We start from the raw sequence: 15,180 nt of genomic DNA, 5'->3' as shown, positions 1-15,180 counted from the left end.
CTACGCGTACACGCTGGTCTTCAACTCCTCGGCCAAAAAGCGGCTGGTGTGGCCTTTGCCACTCTTCGCCACTTGCTCGGGCGTGCCCTGGGCCACGATGGCGCCGCCGCCTGCGCCGCCCTCGGGACCGATGTCGATGACGTGGTCGGCCACTTTGATGAGGTCCAGGTTGTGCTCGATGATGAGGACGGTATTGCCCTTGTCGGCGAGCTTGTGGAGCACGTCGGCTAGGTGGCGAATATCCTCGAAGTGCAGGCCGGTGGTGGGCTCATCGAGGATGTAGAAGGTCTTGCCGGTGTCCTTTTTGCTGAGTTCGGTGGCGAGCTTCACGCGCTGCGCCTCGCCGCCCGAGAGCGTGGTAGCTTGCTGGCCCAGCGTGAGGTAGCCGAGACCCACATCAGCCAACGTCTTGATTTTGCGCAGGATGCGCGGCTGAAACTCGAAGAACTCCACCGCTTTCTCCACCGTCATATCCAAAATGTCGGTGATGGACTTGCCTTTGAAGCGCACTTCCAGCGTTTCGCGGTTGTAGCGGCGGCCTTTGCAGGTTTCGCAGGGCACGTGCACGTCGGGCAGAAAGTTCATCTCGATGGTGCGGATGCCCGCGCCTTCGCAGGTTTCGCAGCGCCCACCCTTCACGTTGAACGAGAAGCGGCCGGGACCGTAACCCCGGATTTTGGCCTCCGCCATCTCGGCAAACAGCTGCCGGATTTCAGTAAACACGCCCGTATAAGTAGCTGGGTTAGAGCGCGGCGTGCGGCCAATGGGCGACTGGTCAACCTCAATCACCTTGTCAATCAGCTCCAGGCCTTCGAGGCTGCCATAGGCCAGCGGCTCGCGGTGAGCGTTGAAAAAGTGCTGGTTCAGAATAGGATACAGCGTGTCGTGGATGAGCGACGACTTGCCCGAGCCCGACACGCCCGTGACGGCGATGAGCTTACCTAGGGGAAACTTAGCCGTTACGTTCTTGAGGTTGTGGCCCTTAGCCCCTTTCAGCACCAGCTCGGTGCCCTCGCCTACCCGCTTCTTTTTGCGCAGCTCAATATTGCGCTTGCCGCTGAGGTAGTCGGAGGTGAGGGAGCCCGAATTGAAAATAGCTTCCGGCGTGCCCTCGGCCACAATGTGGCCGCCGTGGATGCCCGCGCCGGGGCCAATATCGAGCACATGGTCGGCGTGCATAATCATGTCTTTATCGTGCTCCACCACAATCACCGAGTTACCGATGTCGCGCAGGTGCTGCAAGGCCTTGATTAGACGTTCGTTATCGCGCTGGTGTAGACCGATACTCGGCTCGTCCATGATGTATAGCACGCCCACAAGCTGGGTGCCAATCTGGGTGGCGAGGCGGATGCGCTGGCTTTCGCCGCCGCTCAGCGTGCGCACCGAGCGGTGCAGGCTGAGGTAGTCGAGGCCCACTTCCAGCAGGAAGCCAATGCGCTTGCGAATTTCCTTGAGCAACTCGCGGGCAATGAGGTTCTGACGGTCGCTCAGGCGCTCCTCCACATCCACAAACCAGGTCGCTAACTCGTTGATATCCATCACCGACAGCTCGCCGATGTGCTTATCAGCCAGCTTGAAGTGCAGGCTCTCCTTCTTCAGGCGGTAGCCGTCGCACACCGGGCAGGTTTGGGCCTGGGTGTACTGCTGAATCCACTCCCTAATGTTGTCGGACTCCGACTCCATCTGGCGGCGCAGGAAGGGAATGATGCCCTCAAACGGCTCGGTATAAACGGCTTTCGCGTCGTCGGCATCGTCCTGGGTGATGCCGTGGAGCAGGCGCTTGAGCAGCTCGGGGTCCAGCTTCTCGATGGGCGTGTTGAGGCTGGCCTTATGCTTCTTGAGAATAAGCTGGAGCTGCTGAAAAATCCAGATGTCGCGGTACTCGCCGAGCGGCGCAATGGCCCCGCGGCTCACGCTCAGCTTGGGGTCGGGTATTACAGTTTCCTCGGTTATCTGCTGCACCTCGCCCATGCCGGCGCAGTGCGGGCACGCGCCGTAGGGCGAGTTGAAGCTGAACGTGTTAGGCGCCGGGTCGTCGTAGGCGATACCCGTTTCGGGGTCCATGAGGAAGCGCGAGAAGAACTGCGGCGCGGCCTTTTTGGCGTCGGGGTCGAGCACCAGCATCGTGCCCTTGCCGTGGGTCATAGCGTTCTGCACCGAGCCCGACAGGCGGAAGCGGTCCTCCTCCTTCACCACGAGCCGGTCAATCACGATTTCGATGTCGTGGATTTTGTAGCGGTCCACCTGCATCTTGGGCGTGATGTCGAGCAGCTCGCCATCGACGCGCACCTTGGTGAAACCCAGCTTCGCAATCTTCTGAAAATCTTCGCGGTAGTGACCCTTGCGGCCCTTCACCACGGGCGCCAGCACGATAAGCTTTTTGCCATCGTACTGCTTGAGGATGTAGTTGATAATCTGGTCGTCAGATTGCCGAATCATCTTCTTGCCCGTGGCGTAGCTAAACGCCTCCGCAGTACGGGCATACAGCAAACGCAGGAAGTCGTAAATCTCGGTGATGGTGCCCACCGTGGAGCGCGGGTTGCGCGAGGTCGTCTTTTGCTCAATCGAGATAACCGGCGACAGACCCTCGATTTTATCGACGTTCGGCCGTTCCAGCCCACCCATGAAGGAGCGCGCGTAGGCCGAAAACGTTTCCATGTACCGCCGCTGCCCCTCGGCATAGATGGTATCGAAGGCCAGGCTCGACTTGCCCGAGCCCGATATCCCGGTGAAAACCACCAGCTTACCGCGCGGAATGCGCACGCTCACATTTTTGAGATTGTGCTCGCGCGCGCCGTACACTTCAATGTAGGGGGCCTCGGCGGCCGCGCCCAGCAGCGGGCCTTCGGCCGGCGGCGGCAGGGCGGCGGGCGTTTGGTGCTGCATGGCCACGACCAGGCCGGCGGGCGCAGGCTGGCTGCCCACGGGCAGGTTGTGCTGCGCGTTGGGGCCTTGCTGCTCAGCCACTTCCACAAGCGCGGCGGCGGTGACGTCGGTCAGTATTTCGGCCGCCGGGGCGGTGGACTTCACCGCTTTTTTAGGAGCAGCTTTGGGGGATTTCGGAGCGGGAGCAACGGGAGCGGTAGCCGTTTTTTTAGCCATGCGGGCAGAATCGGAGGAACGAGCAAAGGTACGGGAACGGCCAGGCGGGGGCTGGGCAAAGTTTGAACTTTTGCTACTACCCAGGCCGGGAGCCGACTGACACTAACAAGCTTAGTGGCCGATTGGTGCGGGGCCGATTCCTTTCTTTACTGGCCTGGCTGCCGATGCTGGCCGCTCTTACACTTTTTTCTACCTGATTATGTCCCTTTTTCCTCGCCTTTCCAACTTGTTAGGCGCTTTGGTCGGCGCTGGGTTGCTGCTGAGCAGCCCAATGACCCACGCCCAAATGGCCGCGCCAGCTGGCGCGGTGGCGGCGCGTGGGTATGAATACACAACTTTGACCTCGTTTGAATCGGCGTCCAAAGCCACTTCTAAGATTTTCGTAGCTCCTGCTTTTCAAGGAAAATCAGAAGTGCAGTTAGAAGATTTCAATGCGTTTGCTTATGAGAAGAACAAGGAGAAGCTTCAGCAAAATATGCAAACGATTAACCAACTGTTAGGTGACCTATCAGCAGTAGGCTGGGAATTAGTGCAGGTATATCCACTACCTAGCCAGGGCAGTAGCACTAATGTTACGCGTTACCTACTGCGCAAGCCCAAAAGCTGAGCCGCCGCGTACAAGCACTGCTGACCTCCGACACCTGGCACCGTCCTTGCACCAGGAGGCCACATCTACTTACTCTTGCTTTCATGAATTTCCTTCAAAAAACCGCCGCCCTCGGCTTGCTGAGCGCCCTGGCGCTGGCCGCCGCCCCGGCCCAGGCCCAGGTCAACATCAATATCAACACGGCGCCGCCCGTGGTAGTAGGTGCGCCCGCCAACGCGCAGTACTACTACATTCCGGAGGCCAACGCCTACTATGATGTGCCCGCCCGCCGCTACCTGGTGCAGCGCGATGGCCGCTGGAACCGCTACGAGCGCCTGGAGGGCTACGATGCCCGCAATTTCCATCCGCAATACATCGACTACCGCGGCAATGAGCCCTGGACGTATAACCGCGGCGGCAACCCCCACGGCCTGCCCCCCGGCCAAGCCAAGAAGCTGTATGGCAAAGGGTATAAGCAGGACAAACACGATAAGCACGACCATGATGACCGCGGCCACGGCCACGGCCGCCACTAAGGCCCGTCTGCCTCCCACTGAAAGCGCTCGCAAGGGCGCTTTTTTTGGCTTTATAGAATTAAGGTAGGCTGGTCGATGAAATAGGCCTCTTGGTCCGCATAAGCTGGGTGCTCAACGGGGAAGGGCATTTTGGGGCACCCGCTTTGCATGGGTCAGCGTATCCAGTTCAACATTTCTTTCCACCTTTTCCTTCTCACTGACATGAAATTCCGCACCCAAGTTCTCGCCTTTGTTTTTGGTGCTTTTGCGGCGCTGGCCGCCCCGGCCGCCCACGCCCAGGTCAGCATCAACGCCCAGTTTGGCCACCCCACCTGGGGGCCGGCCGCCCCGGCTGGTGCGCAGTACTACTACGTGCCCGAAATCGACGGCTACTACGACCTGGCCGCCCGCAACTACATTGTGCAGCGCAACGGCCGCTGGACGCCCATGGCCAACGTGCAGGGCTACAACCCCAGCAGCTTTCACCCGGTAGTGGTAGACTACCGCGGCCGCCAGCCCTGGGCGCAGTACAATGACCACCACGCCCGCTACTACCGCCGCCCCGTGGTAGTGCAGCAGCCGGGCCGCCGTCCCGTAGTGGTACAGCAACCCGGCCGCCGCCCAGTCATTGTGCAGCAGAAAAACCGCCGCCCGGTTATCGTGCAAAAAGTAAATCGCCGCGGCCAGGTCGTGACGCGTACCGTACGTTAATGTAGCCGCCTTTGGCCTTTAAAGCCTCGCCCGGTGGGCGGGGCTTTTTTGGGCATTCCCCGGCCGGGTGGGGGTTGGTCGACACATTTGCCGGGTCTGCCGCATAGCTGGAGCTGGCACCCACCCGAGCCAAAATCCGGCACCTTACTTGCACTGGTCCAACGGCCTACTCTTCCCTTTTTCGCTTTTCAACCATGAACTTCCGCCTTCGTTATCTTGCTTTCGCGCTGGGCACTGGCCTGGCTTTTGCCGCCCCCACTGCCGCGCAGGCGCAGGTGAGCGTGGGCATAAATATTGGCCTGCCGCCCTGGGGGCCTTCGGTGCCGCAGGGCACGCAGTACTATTACATTCCGGAGATTGACGGGTACTACGACATCTACAACGGCACGTACATCGTGTTCGATGGCGGCCAGTGGATTTCGGTACCCTACCTTGACGGTTATGACCCCTACTACTTTCACCCACAACCGGTTAGCTACGTAGGGGCGCAGCCCTGGCTCTACATTGGCACCTACCGCCAGCGCTACCCGCAGTACGTAACCGTGTACCGCGGTGGGGGCTACGGCGGGGGCGGCCGCTACAATGGCCACGAGTACGGCGCAGGCCGAGTGTATGGCTACGACCGCGGCGGCTACAACAATCGCGGCAGCGTGGGCAACCGGCCCTATGACCGCGACGGCTACGGCGGCCGGGGTGGCAACTACGGCGGCCAGCCCAACCGCGGCGGTAATCCCGGCGGCTTTGGTGACGACCGTGATGGCCGTGGTGGCGACCGTGGTGGCCGCGGGGGCATTGGCAATAACCCTGGCGGGGGCCAGCCCAACCGCGGCGGCTTTGGCGGCCAACCCGGTGGGGGCAACCCTGGGCGAGGAGGCTTTGGCGGCGGCCAGCCCGGCGGGGGTAACCCCGGCGGTGGCATGCAGCCCGCCCCGGGCCGCGGTGGCTTTGGGGGCCAGCCCGGTGGTGGCGGCCAGCCTAACCGGGGCACTTTTGGCGGGCAGCCCAGTGGCGGCCAACCTGGTGGCGGCGGGCAGCCTGGCGGGGGCGGCCAACGCGGCGGCGGCCAGCCGGGCGGAGGCAACCCTGGCGGCGGGGGCCGGGGCAGACGCTAGCACCTTGCTAATCAAGCAAAAAGAGGGGGACGACACCAAATAGGCGTCGTCTCCTTTTTATGTTTAATTGAGCGCAAATGCAGGCGGGGTTAGCGCAGGGCGGCCCAGTCCGTTTTGTCGTGCACGGCGGCGGGGGCGGGCAGCTTACCCGCGCTTAGCAGCTCGGTGATGTAAATCATGTCAGTATCGCGGCCCATGCCGGCGGCGGCCAGAATGCGGCCGCCCAGCACGTAGAGCGCCAGAAAATCCTGCTTGGCCACGTCGCCGTGGTAAATGATTTCATCCCACTTTTCGGCGTGGCCGGCGTAGCGCAGGCTTTTGCCATACTGCTGCGTCCAGAAGAAGGGCGCGGCCGTGAATTTCTCGCGCTGGCCCAGCATGTTGCGGGCCGCCACCTGGCCGTGCTGCTGGGCCACGCGCCAGTGCTCGATGCGGGTGGGCTGGCCAGTGGCGGCCAGCGGAAACCGGGCGATGTCGCCGGCCGCGTACACATTGGGCGCCGCTTGCAGGTATTCGTCGGTGACCAGGCCACCGTCTTTTTCCAGGGAGAAGGCTTCCTTGAGAAAATCGGTAGCCGGGCGCACGCCCACGCCCAGAATTACCACGTCGGCATCCACCAGCTTGCCCGTTTTTAGTTCCACGCCCACCACGTGGCCGCGCTCGCCGTGCAGGGCGGTTACCTCGGCCTCCGTTTCAAACTGCACGCCCTTTTCTTCGTGCAGCTTTTGAAACATTGCCCCAATTTCGGGCCCCAGCACCCGCGCGAAGGGCACTTTTTCCTGGGCAATTACTGTCACGGCCCGGCCTTCGGCAATGAGGCTGCTGGCGGCCTCCATGCCAATAAAGCTGCTGCCGATGATGACTACCTGCTTGGCGGCTTCGGTGGCGGCCAGTAGCTTATCGGCGTCGGCCTGGGTGCGCAGGGGCAGCACGCCGGCCAGGTTGTGGCCGGGCAGCTTGGGCAACAGGTTGGGGGTGCTGCCGGGGGCTAGCAGCAGTTGGTCATAGTGCAGGGGCGGCTGGCCTTCCAGGGTGATTTCCTGCTTGCTGAGGTCGAGGCCGGTAGCACGAGTATTCGCCAGCAGTTCAATCTGTTGCGCGGCATAAAAGTCTTTTTCGCGTAGTGGCATAGTGGCCGGCTTGGCCTTGCCCGCCAGGTAGGCTTTGCTGAGCTTGGTGCGGTCGTAGGGCACGTCGGCCTCGGCCGAAACCAGCACTACGCGGCCCGCAAAGCCCTCGCGGCGCAGCGCCTGGGCCGCAAATTCGCCGGCTGCCCCGCCGCCCACCAGCACAAACGTTCGGGTATCGGTGGGGGTGGCTGCCGGGGCGGGTGGCGCGCCGCCCAGTTCGGCCGTGGGCGTGGCGTCGGGCTTGTCGGTGCTGGCGGGCGGATTAGCGGGCACCTGCACCCAAATGCGCCCCTCGGCCTCGCGCACGGCGTAGGTGGGCAGGTCGTCGAGGGCGGGCGGCGCGCAGAGGTGGCCGCTATCCAGCTTAAAGCAGGCGTGGTGCCAGGGACATATTAGCTTGCCATTCACTACTTTACCTTTTTCCAGCGGCGCGCCATAGTGCGGGCAGTTGGGGGCGAAGGCGTGCACCTGGCCTTGCTGACGCGTCAACAGCACTTCGGGGCCGCCCTCAAGGGTAGGAAAGGTTTTCAGGCCGCCTTCGGGTAGGCTAGCGGAGTCGGTAAGGTCTATTTCGGGGCGCATAGTCTGGAAACTGAAGAATTACCTGATGCAACGCACGGCCGGCCCGCCGGGTTGGCTGCGCCAACCCGGGGCGGGGCGCAGGCCGCCGTTTTACCAGACCAGTTTTAGCGGTTACCCTAGCTAGGGCAGCTTCATTTTTGCACAGAATTTCCGGCAGCACCTTTGCGCTGCCCCAGGCCGGCCGAGTTTTCCGACTGCGTGTAAAATCCCTCCTCGAGCGTAGTGCCGCGCAGCCGCAGGCCGGGCGGCCACGCTTCGGCGCACGGCAGCGGGCAGTTGCCGCAACGCCCGGTAGCAGCGGGTGCTACGCGCAACGGGTAGCGCCCCAGCTGGCCCGCAACTTGTGTCGCCACGGGTGGGTAATCAACTGGTAATATGATAGTTGCTAACACCTCCGGCCGGGCCAGCTCGTGCCGCAGCCCGTTCACCCCATAAACCAGCCCAAGGCTGAGCAGCACCCAGCCGCTCAGCCGCCCCCGGCGCGCCAGCGGCGCGCGCAGTACCAGCAGCGGGCCCAACACGGCCGCCCCGATGAGGTAGGCATACCCAAAGCGCAGCGCCGGGGCCGCCGCAAACCAGCCACCGCATCCAATCAATATGAGTGCGTAGAGTTGCACCGCAGGCTGACGCAACTGACGGTGCCAGGCCGCCGGCCGCCGCAGGGCCAGCCACACTAGCCAGCCCAGCACCAGCGCCGCGCCGGCCAGCACCAGCACCAGCAGCCGCTTGTCGGCGGGCTCTTGCTGGGCCCACCACGGCGGCAGCCACTGGCGTAGCGGCTGCCCGGCGGCCAGCGGCCAGTCGGCCAGGGGCCGCCGGGCAAACAGCCTGATTTCGGCCACGTCGGCTAAACGCTGGGCTTCTGGCACCGCCCACTTGAGCCCCAGCGGCCAACCCCCCAACGGATACATTAAGTAGCCTGATAGCAGTACATTACGCCCCAGCCAAGGCAGCAACACTATAGCTGCGCTGCCTGCCACCACAGCCAGCCCGCGCCCCCAATCCCGGCGCGGCAGCCGCAGCAAGCCGGCGGCAGGCCACAGCAGCAGCAGCCCCGCCGAGGGCTTGAACGTGAGGGCCGTAGCCGTAAGCAGCGCCAGCCAGGCCAGGCCGCCGCGGGAGAGGCATCGCGTTTCGAGCAGCGCCCCCAGCAGCAGCAGGCCCCACGCGGCTACCGTGCTATCGGGCAGCGGCGACGAAATCCAGGGCCGCAAGGCCATGAGCAGCAGCAGCAGCGTGCCCAAGTAAAACCAGCTTAGCCAGGGCTGCCCGCCCGGCCGGACGTGAATGGCCGCCCGGCGCACGTGGTGCAGCACCAGCAGCAGGCAACCCGAGCTGTTAAGTATCTGCTGAAAAGCCGGCCCCCGCCCGGCCGCCGCCGGGCTAAAAAACGCCGTGAGCAAATGCGCGTGCGAGTTAAAAGCCAGCCGGCTTTGCAAGTTGCCCAGCCCCGGCACCGCCGGATACTGGTGCAGCCACTGCACAAACTGCGCGTGATACAGCGCCGCATCGGGAAACACGGGCGGCTGAGCGGCGTGCACCAGCACCAGCGCCGCCAGCACGGCCGCCAGCGCGCTCGCCCCTACTCCGGCCTGCCGCCACTCGTTAGCATAACTACTCAGCAAGGCCCGCAGCTGCGCCCGGCCGGCCACTAGGCAGCCGGCCGCCAGCACGCTCAGGCCCACCTGCATACCCACGGCCACGGGCAAGCCAAAGCTGAGCCCGGCAGCCAGCCAGGCCAGCGCGGCCAGCCCGGTCAGGCACAGCAGTTCGGGACTGCTGGTCAATATGTTAGGCAGTGGGCCCACCAGCCGGCGCAGGGCCGCCGCCAGCCCCAGCCCAAGGCCGAGCGACACGCCCAGCGCCCAGCCCCAAAACAGCAGTATCAGCAGCATAGGCCAGCGGGGCGGCGGGGCGGCCTAAAACTCGGCGTTCTTCGGGAAGCGCGGGAACGGGATAACGTCGCGGATGTTGGTCATGCCCGTCACGAATAGCACCAGCCGCTCGAAGCCCAGGCCGAAGCCCGCGTGCGGCGCCGTGCCGAAGCGGCGCGTGTCGAGGTACCACCACAGCTCGTCTTCGGGCACGTGCATTTCCTGCATGCGGGTTTGCAGCTTCACCAGGTCCTCCTCGCGCTGCGAGCCGCCGATGATTTCGCCAATGCCGGGGAAGAGTACGTCCATGGCCCGCACGGTGCGGCCATCATCGTCGAGCTTCATGTAGAACGCCTTGATTTCCTTGGGGTAGTTGGTGAGGATAACCGGCTTCTTGAAGTGTTTCTCCACCAGGTAGCGCTCGTGCTCGCTCTGCAAGTCGGTGCCCCAGTCCACGGGAAACTCAAATTTCTTCTTTGCCGACTTCAGAATCTCGACCGCCTCGGTGTAGGTGAGGCGCTGAAACTCGTTGGTAGTCACGAAGCTGAGGCGCTCCAGCAGCTCCTTGTCGTAGGTGTCGTTGAGAAATTGCAGGTCCTCGGCGCAGTGTGCCAGGGCGTACTTCACCAGGCTTTGGAGGAAGTCCTCGGCCAGGTCCATGTTGTCGGTGAGGTCGTTGAAGGCCACTTCGGGCTCAATCATCCAGAACTCGGCCAGGTGGCGGGCGGTGTTCGAGTTTTCGGCCCGGAAGGTGGGCCCAAAGGTGTACACGCTGCCCAGCGCCATAGCCGCCAACTCGCCTTCCAGCTGCCCGCTCACGGTGAGGTTGGTTTGCTTGCCGAAGAAGTCCTCCGAATAATCCACGGCGCCGTCCTCAGTGCGGGGCGGGTGCTCGGGCGGCAGGGTAGTTACCCGAAACATCTGGCCCGCGCCCTCGGCATCGGAGCCCGTGATGATGGGCGTGTGCACGTAGTAAAAGCCGTGCTTGTTGAAGTAGTCGTGCACGGCAAACGCCAGCGCGTGCCGGATGCGCAGCACCGCCCCAAACGTGTTGGTGCGGGGGCGCAGGTGGGCAATTTCGCGCAGGTGCTCCAGCGAGGTGGCTTTCTTTTGCAGCGGGTAAGCCTCAGGGTCGGCGGTGCCGAGCACGGTAATCTCAGTAGCCTGAATCTCAACGGCTTGCCCTTTGCCCTGGCTGGCTACCAGCTGGCCGCGCACGGCAATGCACGAGCCGGTGGTGATTTCCTTGAGGCTTTCCTGCGGAAACTGCTCGGCAGCAGCCACCACTTGCAGCGTGGCCAGGCACGAGCCGTCGTTGAGGGCAATAAACTGCACGTAGTTGTTGCCGCGGCGGGTGCGTACCCAGGCCTTCACCAGCACTTCGCGGTTGAGGTCGGTACTTTTGAGCAGGTCTTGGATGCGGGTGCGGCGGAGCTGGTCGGCAGGCATAAAGAAGGATTAAGGAGTGGGGCAAAGGTAGGTTCCAAGGTTAGTGTACCTCAAATACGCTGGCCCCGCCCCCCGAAAACACCCAGATGAAGCGCCCGGCCCGGTCGAAGCTCAGCCACTTCAGCATCTCCCCTTTGTGTTGCGGCAGGCCGGTGGTAAAAGCTTTTTGCCTAAAGCCCAGCCGGGTCACTTCGCCCGTAGCAAAGCAGTAGAAATAGAGCCCGCCCTGCGCGGCGGGCAAGTACTGGTTCCAGCCCGCCAGCGTGCCATCGGCCGTTAGCCGCACGCTGGCCCACTGCGTGGGTACGTATTGCAGCAGGGCAGTAGCCGTGGCCGAGCGCGGCTCCACGGCCAGCAGGGCCAGCCCCCGCCCCGTACCCGCCCCGCCCATGCGGGCCGAGTAGTAGCCGCCAAACGTGGCTACCTGTAGCTGCCCCGCCGCGTAGCGCAGCGCCAGTAGCTGCGGCGCGTCTAGTAGGTCGTCCAGGCTGTCCGGCAGTTGTTGCTCGGCGCGCAGCGCAGCACTTAGGCTAAGCGGCTGGGCTGGCGCTACCTGGTAAAAGGCAGCGGGCAGCGCTTGCATATGACTATCGGTCTTTGGCGCGGGCCGCAGGCGCAGCAGCCCCAAAAACAACTGCCGGCCCCGGAACTGGCCGTGCTCGTAGGCCACGGCCAGTTCGTTGGTATCGGGTAGCCAGCAGGCCGCGCCTGGGCAGCCGGCGCGGCCGGTGAAGCGGGCGGGCAGCACCTGGGGCTGTTGGTCGGGGCCTAGCACGTCGAGTACCCGCGGTACGGGCTGGTCCAACGTATCGAACAGCAGTACCTGGTCAATAAATACTACGCCAAAGCCCTGCTGGTAAGGAAATAACGCCCCGCCGCCGTAGTCGCGGTCCGCAAAGGTGTCGCCCGCCTGCTGCCACTGCTGGTAGCGGGCCGAAAGCGGGCGCAAGTCCTGCCCCGGCCCGATGGGGCCGTCGAGCGAGAGCCGCCACAACTGCCGGTCGTGGGTGAGGGCCACGGCGGCCTGGCCTTCGTGCAGGGCCAGGCACTGGCGGGTGAAGCCGTGGCGCTTCGGCGTAGGAAAGTCGCGGTACTTGCTGAATTTCATAGTACTATCCAAAGACGGAGGCGCAAAATAAGCCGTGCTGGCGCGCCAGTAGTACCGGCTGGTAGCACTGGCGGCACACCGGCTATAACCCGCCAGCCACCGGCCCGCTAGCAAGCTGCGCCAGGACCGAGAGTTAACCTCATCCGTGCATTGGGAGTATGAGAGGGGCCAACTGGAAATTGCCCGCCGTACCTTACGACCAAGGGCCGGCCGGCTACGTATCACTATTCCATGCTCGCGACCACGCCCCTCGCCTATTTTCGCCTTTCTTTATGCAACGCCTTGATTTAAAGCAACTTCTCTCGCAACGCCTGTCGCCCCAGCAGATTCAGTTTATCAAGCTACTGCAAATACCCACGGCCGAGCTGGAAACGCGCATCAAGGAAGAAATGGAGGTAAATCCCGCCCTCGAAGAAGGCGATAGCGAGGATGCCGACGACCGCGACGACAACTCGGACGAGGCCCCCGAGGCCGACGACCCCAACGACTCGCTCGACAACGACGAGAACACCCTGGACGAGGACTACGCCCCCGCTGGCCCCGACGCCGCCGAGCCCGTCGAAGAAAGCTATAACACTGACGACTACGCCGACCAGGGCCCCGAGCCCGCCGCCACCAATGAGCCGGAAGGCATCGACAACGACAACCACGAAATCGACATCAGCGACTACGTAAACGACGATGAGATAGCGGGTTACAAAATGCAGGGCGACGGCCCCGGCGACGAGGAGGAGCGCGAAATGCCCCTGGCCGACAACAGTGGCTCGCTGCAAGACTCGCTGCTCGACCAGCTGCACTTTGCCCAGCTCAACGAGCGCCAGCAGGCCATTGGTGAGCAGCTGGTGGGCTCGATTGATGGCGACGGCTACATCCGCCGTGACCTGGCGGCCATTGCCAACGACCTGGCCTTCAGCCAGAACCTGGAGGTGAGCGAAGACGAAATTGAGGCCGTGCTGCGCGTGGTGCAGCAGTTTGACCCGCCCGGCATTGCCGCCCGCGACCTGCCCGAGTGCCTGCTGCTCCAGCTAGAGCGCCGCCACCAGGACGAGGACACCCTGAACGCCGAGCGCATCCTCACCGAAACGTTTGACGAGTTTACCAAGAAGCACTACCAGCGTATTCAGCAAAAGCTTGATTTAGAAGATGATGAGCTGAAAGACGCGGTGGCCGTCATTCTGCGCCTGAACCCCAAGCCGGGCGGCAACGGCCCCGTAAACGCGGGCCGCGGCAGCGGCGGTGGAGCGCAGTACCTCATGCCCGACTTCATCCTCACCAACGACAACGGCGAGCTGAACCTGACCCTGAACGCCCGCAACGCCCCCGAGCTGCGCGTGAGCCGCGACTACCGCGAAATGCTCCAGACCTACGACAAGGCCGCCAAGAAGGACCAGAAAATGAAGGAGGCCGTGAGCTTTGTGAAGCAAAAGCTCGACTCGGCCAAGTGGTTTATCGACGCCATCCGGCAGCGCCAGAACACGCTGCTGCGCACCATGTCGTCCATTGTGGAGCTACAACGCGAGTTTTTCATGACCGGCGACGATTCGAAGCTGCGGCCCATGATTCTCAAAGACATTGCCCAGCAAATCAGCATGGATATCAGCACGGTGAGCCGGGTGGCCAACTCCAAATCGGTGCAAACCGAGCACGGTATCTACCCCCTCAAGTTTTTCTTCTCGGAAGGCATCGCTACCGATTCGGGCGAGGACGCCAGCAGCCGCGAGGTCAAAAGCATCCTGCGTGACCTCATCGGCGGCGAGAAAAAAGACCATCCCCTCAGCGACGACAAGCTGGAGAAAATGCTGAACGCTCGCGGCTACAACATCGCCCGCCGCACCGTGGCCAAGTACCGTGAACAGCTCAACATTCCGGTGGCGCGGTTGCGCAAGGAACTTTGAGTTCTTAACTTGCTGCTATATTTGCCCAAAGCAGTAAACCCAGCACCAGCAACCTATGCCCATTCTGTATGCGGAACTTAAGCTAGCAGGACGGCAAGTAGCGTGTGACGTAGCCTCGTTCTCCTTCACGTAGGCCACAGACGAGAAAGGCCGCCCCAGCTCGGTGGTGCGGGTTGGCTTGCTTAAGGTCAGGTCATTATCAGCGGGTAGGCAGCGGGCTGGCATTTGTGGGAAGAAATTAAATTCGACCCCTACCGCCGCGAGAGCGGGCACCTAGTGTTCTTCCAAAACGAAGGTATCACGGCCCGCCGCTACACCTTCTACGATGCGGCCCTGGTCGCGCTCACGTTCCGCCATGCGGGCACGGGCAGCGCCAGCCGCCAAACCGCCACCCAGGTCGAGTTGCATTTCTCGGCCGCCACCATCGAGCTCGACGGCATTCGGCTGGAAGCCCACAGCCTCATCCCCTGGCAGACGGCCGCGCGAACCAGCTTCCGGGCCCTCACCACCAAGACGCTGGCCGTAGAGCTGTTGCCTAATCTACCGCGCGAACCAGCTTCCGGGCCCTCACCCAGCCGCCCGACCCCCAGCCCTCGGCCCACCTGGCGGCCGGCCTGGGTTTGCTGGCCCGGAAAGCGGTGCAGGGCGCCCCGAACATCATTGAAAAAGCCCCGCCCATCGCCTTTGAGGGCGCGGCCCGCACCCTGACCCTACTACCGGGCTTGCTGCTGGCCCCAGTCAACGGCCACGCAGACCCGGCAAAGGATTACGATTGGCAGCTGTACCACCGCAACCACCAGCCGCAGGCGGCTATTCCGCCGCCCCCGCAACCCGATAAAGTTCGCCTGGTCCAATTGGAGCGAGCGCTAGAAGTCCAAACACTCACGGCCCAGAAGGAGGCCGAGTTGATTGTACTGCTGGCTAAGGTCAAAGGTATTCATGTGCAAAAATTGGTGAGCTCAACTCAGCAAGCACAGTATCGTCTAAAATTAAGCCAACTAAACCTTATAAAAACAAGAAACAACTACTAGGGAGCGGTCCTAGTAAGGAAAAGAGTAAACGTGAACAGTACTTAGGTACTACCCCTCGTAAAGCTTCAGCAACCGGCACAAAGGT

At 62.9% G+C, this 15,180-nt stretch carries 12 protein-coding genes; 7 read left to right on the top strand and 5 right to left on the bottom strand.

Annotated elements, in window-relative coordinates:
- Complete coding sequence (gene uvrA / locus ACYVGC_RS04240) at positions 1 to 2,886, bottom strand: excinuclease ABC subunit UvrA (protein ID WP_460582989.1); 2,886 nt, start codon at positions 2,884 to 2,886, stop codon at positions 1 to 3.
- A gap of 415 nt (positions 2,887 to 3,301) precedes the next feature.
- Here uvrA and ACYVGC_RS04235 point away from each other — a divergent pair, with 415 nt between their 5' ends.
- From ACYVGC_RS04235 to ACYVGC_RS04220, 4 genes are all read left to right on the top strand, one after another.
- Complete coding sequence (locus ACYVGC_RS04235; RefSeq protein ID WP_460582544.1) at positions 3,302 to 3,709, top strand: hypothetical protein; 408 nt, start codon at positions 3,302 to 3,304, stop codon at positions 3,707 to 3,709.
- An 83-nt stretch (positions 3,710 to 3,792) separates the two neighbouring features.
- Entirely contained in the window at positions 3,793 to 4,224 is a 432-nt protein-coding gene (locus ACYVGC_RS04230; RefSeq protein WP_460582543.1) for a hypothetical protein, read from the top strand.
- 201 nt (positions 4,225 to 4,425) lie between these two features.
- On the top strand, positions 4,426 to 4,914 hold the full coding sequence (locus ACYVGC_RS04225; protein WP_460582542.1) for a hypothetical protein: 489 nt from the start codon (positions 4,426 to 4,428) through the stop codon (positions 4,912 to 4,914).
- 194 nt (positions 4,915 to 5,108) lie between these two features.
- The gene (locus ACYVGC_RS04220) at positions 5,109 to 6,026 is read left to right on the top strand and encodes a hypothetical protein (protein ID WP_460582541.1); all 918 of its coding nucleotides are present in this window, start codon (positions 5,109 to 5,111) and stop codon (positions 6,024 to 6,026) included.
- Positions 6,027 to 6,115: 89 nt separating this feature from the next.
- On the opposite strand, the gene ACYVGC_RS04215 is transcribed toward ACYVGC_RS04220, so the two are convergent.
- From ACYVGC_RS04215 to ACYVGC_RS04200, 4 genes are all read right to left on the bottom strand, one after another.
- Positions 6,116 to 7,738 (bottom strand): FAD-dependent oxidoreductase, encoded by a 1,623-nt coding sequence (locus ACYVGC_RS04215; protein WP_460582540.1) that lies wholly within the window; start codon positions 7,736 to 7,738, stop codon positions 6,116 to 6,118.
- 131 nt (positions 7,739 to 7,869) lie between these two features.
- Positions 7,870 to 9,633: an LIC_10190 family membrane protein gene (locus ACYVGC_RS04210; protein ID WP_460582539.1), complete on the bottom strand. Its 1,764-nt coding sequence runs from the start codon at positions 9,631 to 9,633 to the stop codon at positions 7,870 to 7,872.
- A gap of 24 nt (positions 9,634 to 9,657) precedes the next feature.
- Complete coding sequence (asnS, locus tag ACYVGC_RS04205; protein ID WP_460582538.1) at positions 9,658 to 11,061, bottom strand: asparagine--tRNA ligase; 1,404 nt, start codon at positions 11,059 to 11,061, stop codon at positions 9,658 to 9,660.
- Positions 11,062 to 11,101: 40 nt separating this feature from the next.
- The gene (locus ACYVGC_RS04200) at positions 11,102 to 12,181 is read right to left on the bottom strand and encodes a hypothetical protein (protein ID WP_460582537.1); all 1,080 of its coding nucleotides are present in this window, start codon (positions 12,179 to 12,181) and stop codon (positions 11,102 to 11,104) included.
- Positions 12,182 to 12,441: 260 nt separating this feature from the next.
- Here ACYVGC_RS04200 and rpoN point away from each other — a divergent pair, with 260 nt between their 5' ends.
- From rpoN to ACYVGC_RS04185, 3 genes are all read left to right on the top strand, one after another.
- Positions 12,442 to 14,064 (top strand): RNA polymerase factor sigma-54, encoded by a 1,623-nt coding sequence (gene rpoN, locus ACYVGC_RS04195; RefSeq protein WP_460582536.1) that lies wholly within the window; start codon positions 12,442 to 12,444, stop codon positions 14,062 to 14,064.
- 225 nt (positions 14,065 to 14,289) lie between these two features.
- Entirely contained in the window at positions 14,290 to 14,772 is a 483-nt protein-coding gene (locus ACYVGC_RS04190; RefSeq protein WP_460582535.1) for a hypothetical protein, read from the top strand.
- Positions 14,773 to 14,786: 14 nt separating this feature from the next.
- Positions 14,787 to 15,095: a hypothetical protein gene (locus ACYVGC_RS04185; RefSeq protein WP_460582534.1), complete on the top strand. Its 309-nt coding sequence runs from the start codon at positions 14,787 to 14,789 to the stop codon at positions 15,093 to 15,095.
- The last annotated feature ends 85 nt before the right edge of the window (positions 15,096 to 15,180 follow it).

This window comes from Hymenobacter arcticus (genome assembly GCF_054779975.1).
Note: the sequence above shows the minus strand (reverse complement) of the source record. Positions and strands in the feature narration are given on the sequence as shown.

Bases quoted from the DNA above. Each gene is read 5' to 3' on its own strand.
- ACYVGC_RS04225 (WP_460582542.1), top strand. From the start codon at position 4,426: ATGAAATTCCGCACCCAAGTTCTCGCCTTTGTTTTTGGTGCTTTTGCG.
- ACYVGC_RS04215 (WP_460582540.1), bottom strand. From the start codon at position 7,738: ATGCGCCCCGAAATAGACCTTACCGACTCCGCTAGCCTACCCGAAGGC.
- ACYVGC_RS04230 (WP_460582543.1), top strand. From the start codon at position 3,793: ATGAATTTCCTTCAAAAAACCGCCGCCCTCGGCTTGCTGAGCGCCCTG.
- ACYVGC_RS04210 (WP_460582539.1), bottom strand. From the start codon at position 9,633: ATGCTGCTGATACTGCTGTTTTGGGGCTGGGCGCTGGGCGTGTCGCTC.
- asnS (WP_460582538.1), bottom strand. From the start codon at position 11,061: ATGCCTGCCGACCAGCTCCGCCGCACCCGCATCCAAGACCTGCTCAAA.
- ACYVGC_RS04220 (WP_460582541.1), top strand. From the start codon at position 5,109: ATGAACTTCCGCCTTCGTTATCTTGCTTTCGCGCTGGGCACTGGCCTG.
- ACYVGC_RS04235 (WP_460582544.1), top strand. From the start codon at position 3,302: ATGTCCCTTTTTCCTCGCCTTTCCAACTTGTTAGGCGCTTTGGTCGGC.
- rpoN (WP_460582536.1), top strand. From the start codon at position 12,442: ATGCAACGCCTTGATTTAAAGCAACTTCTCTCGCAACGCCTGTCGCCC.
- uvrA (WP_460582989.1), bottom strand. From the start codon at position 2,886: ATGCAGCACCAAACGCCCGCCGCCCTGCCGCCGCCGGCCGAAGGCCCG.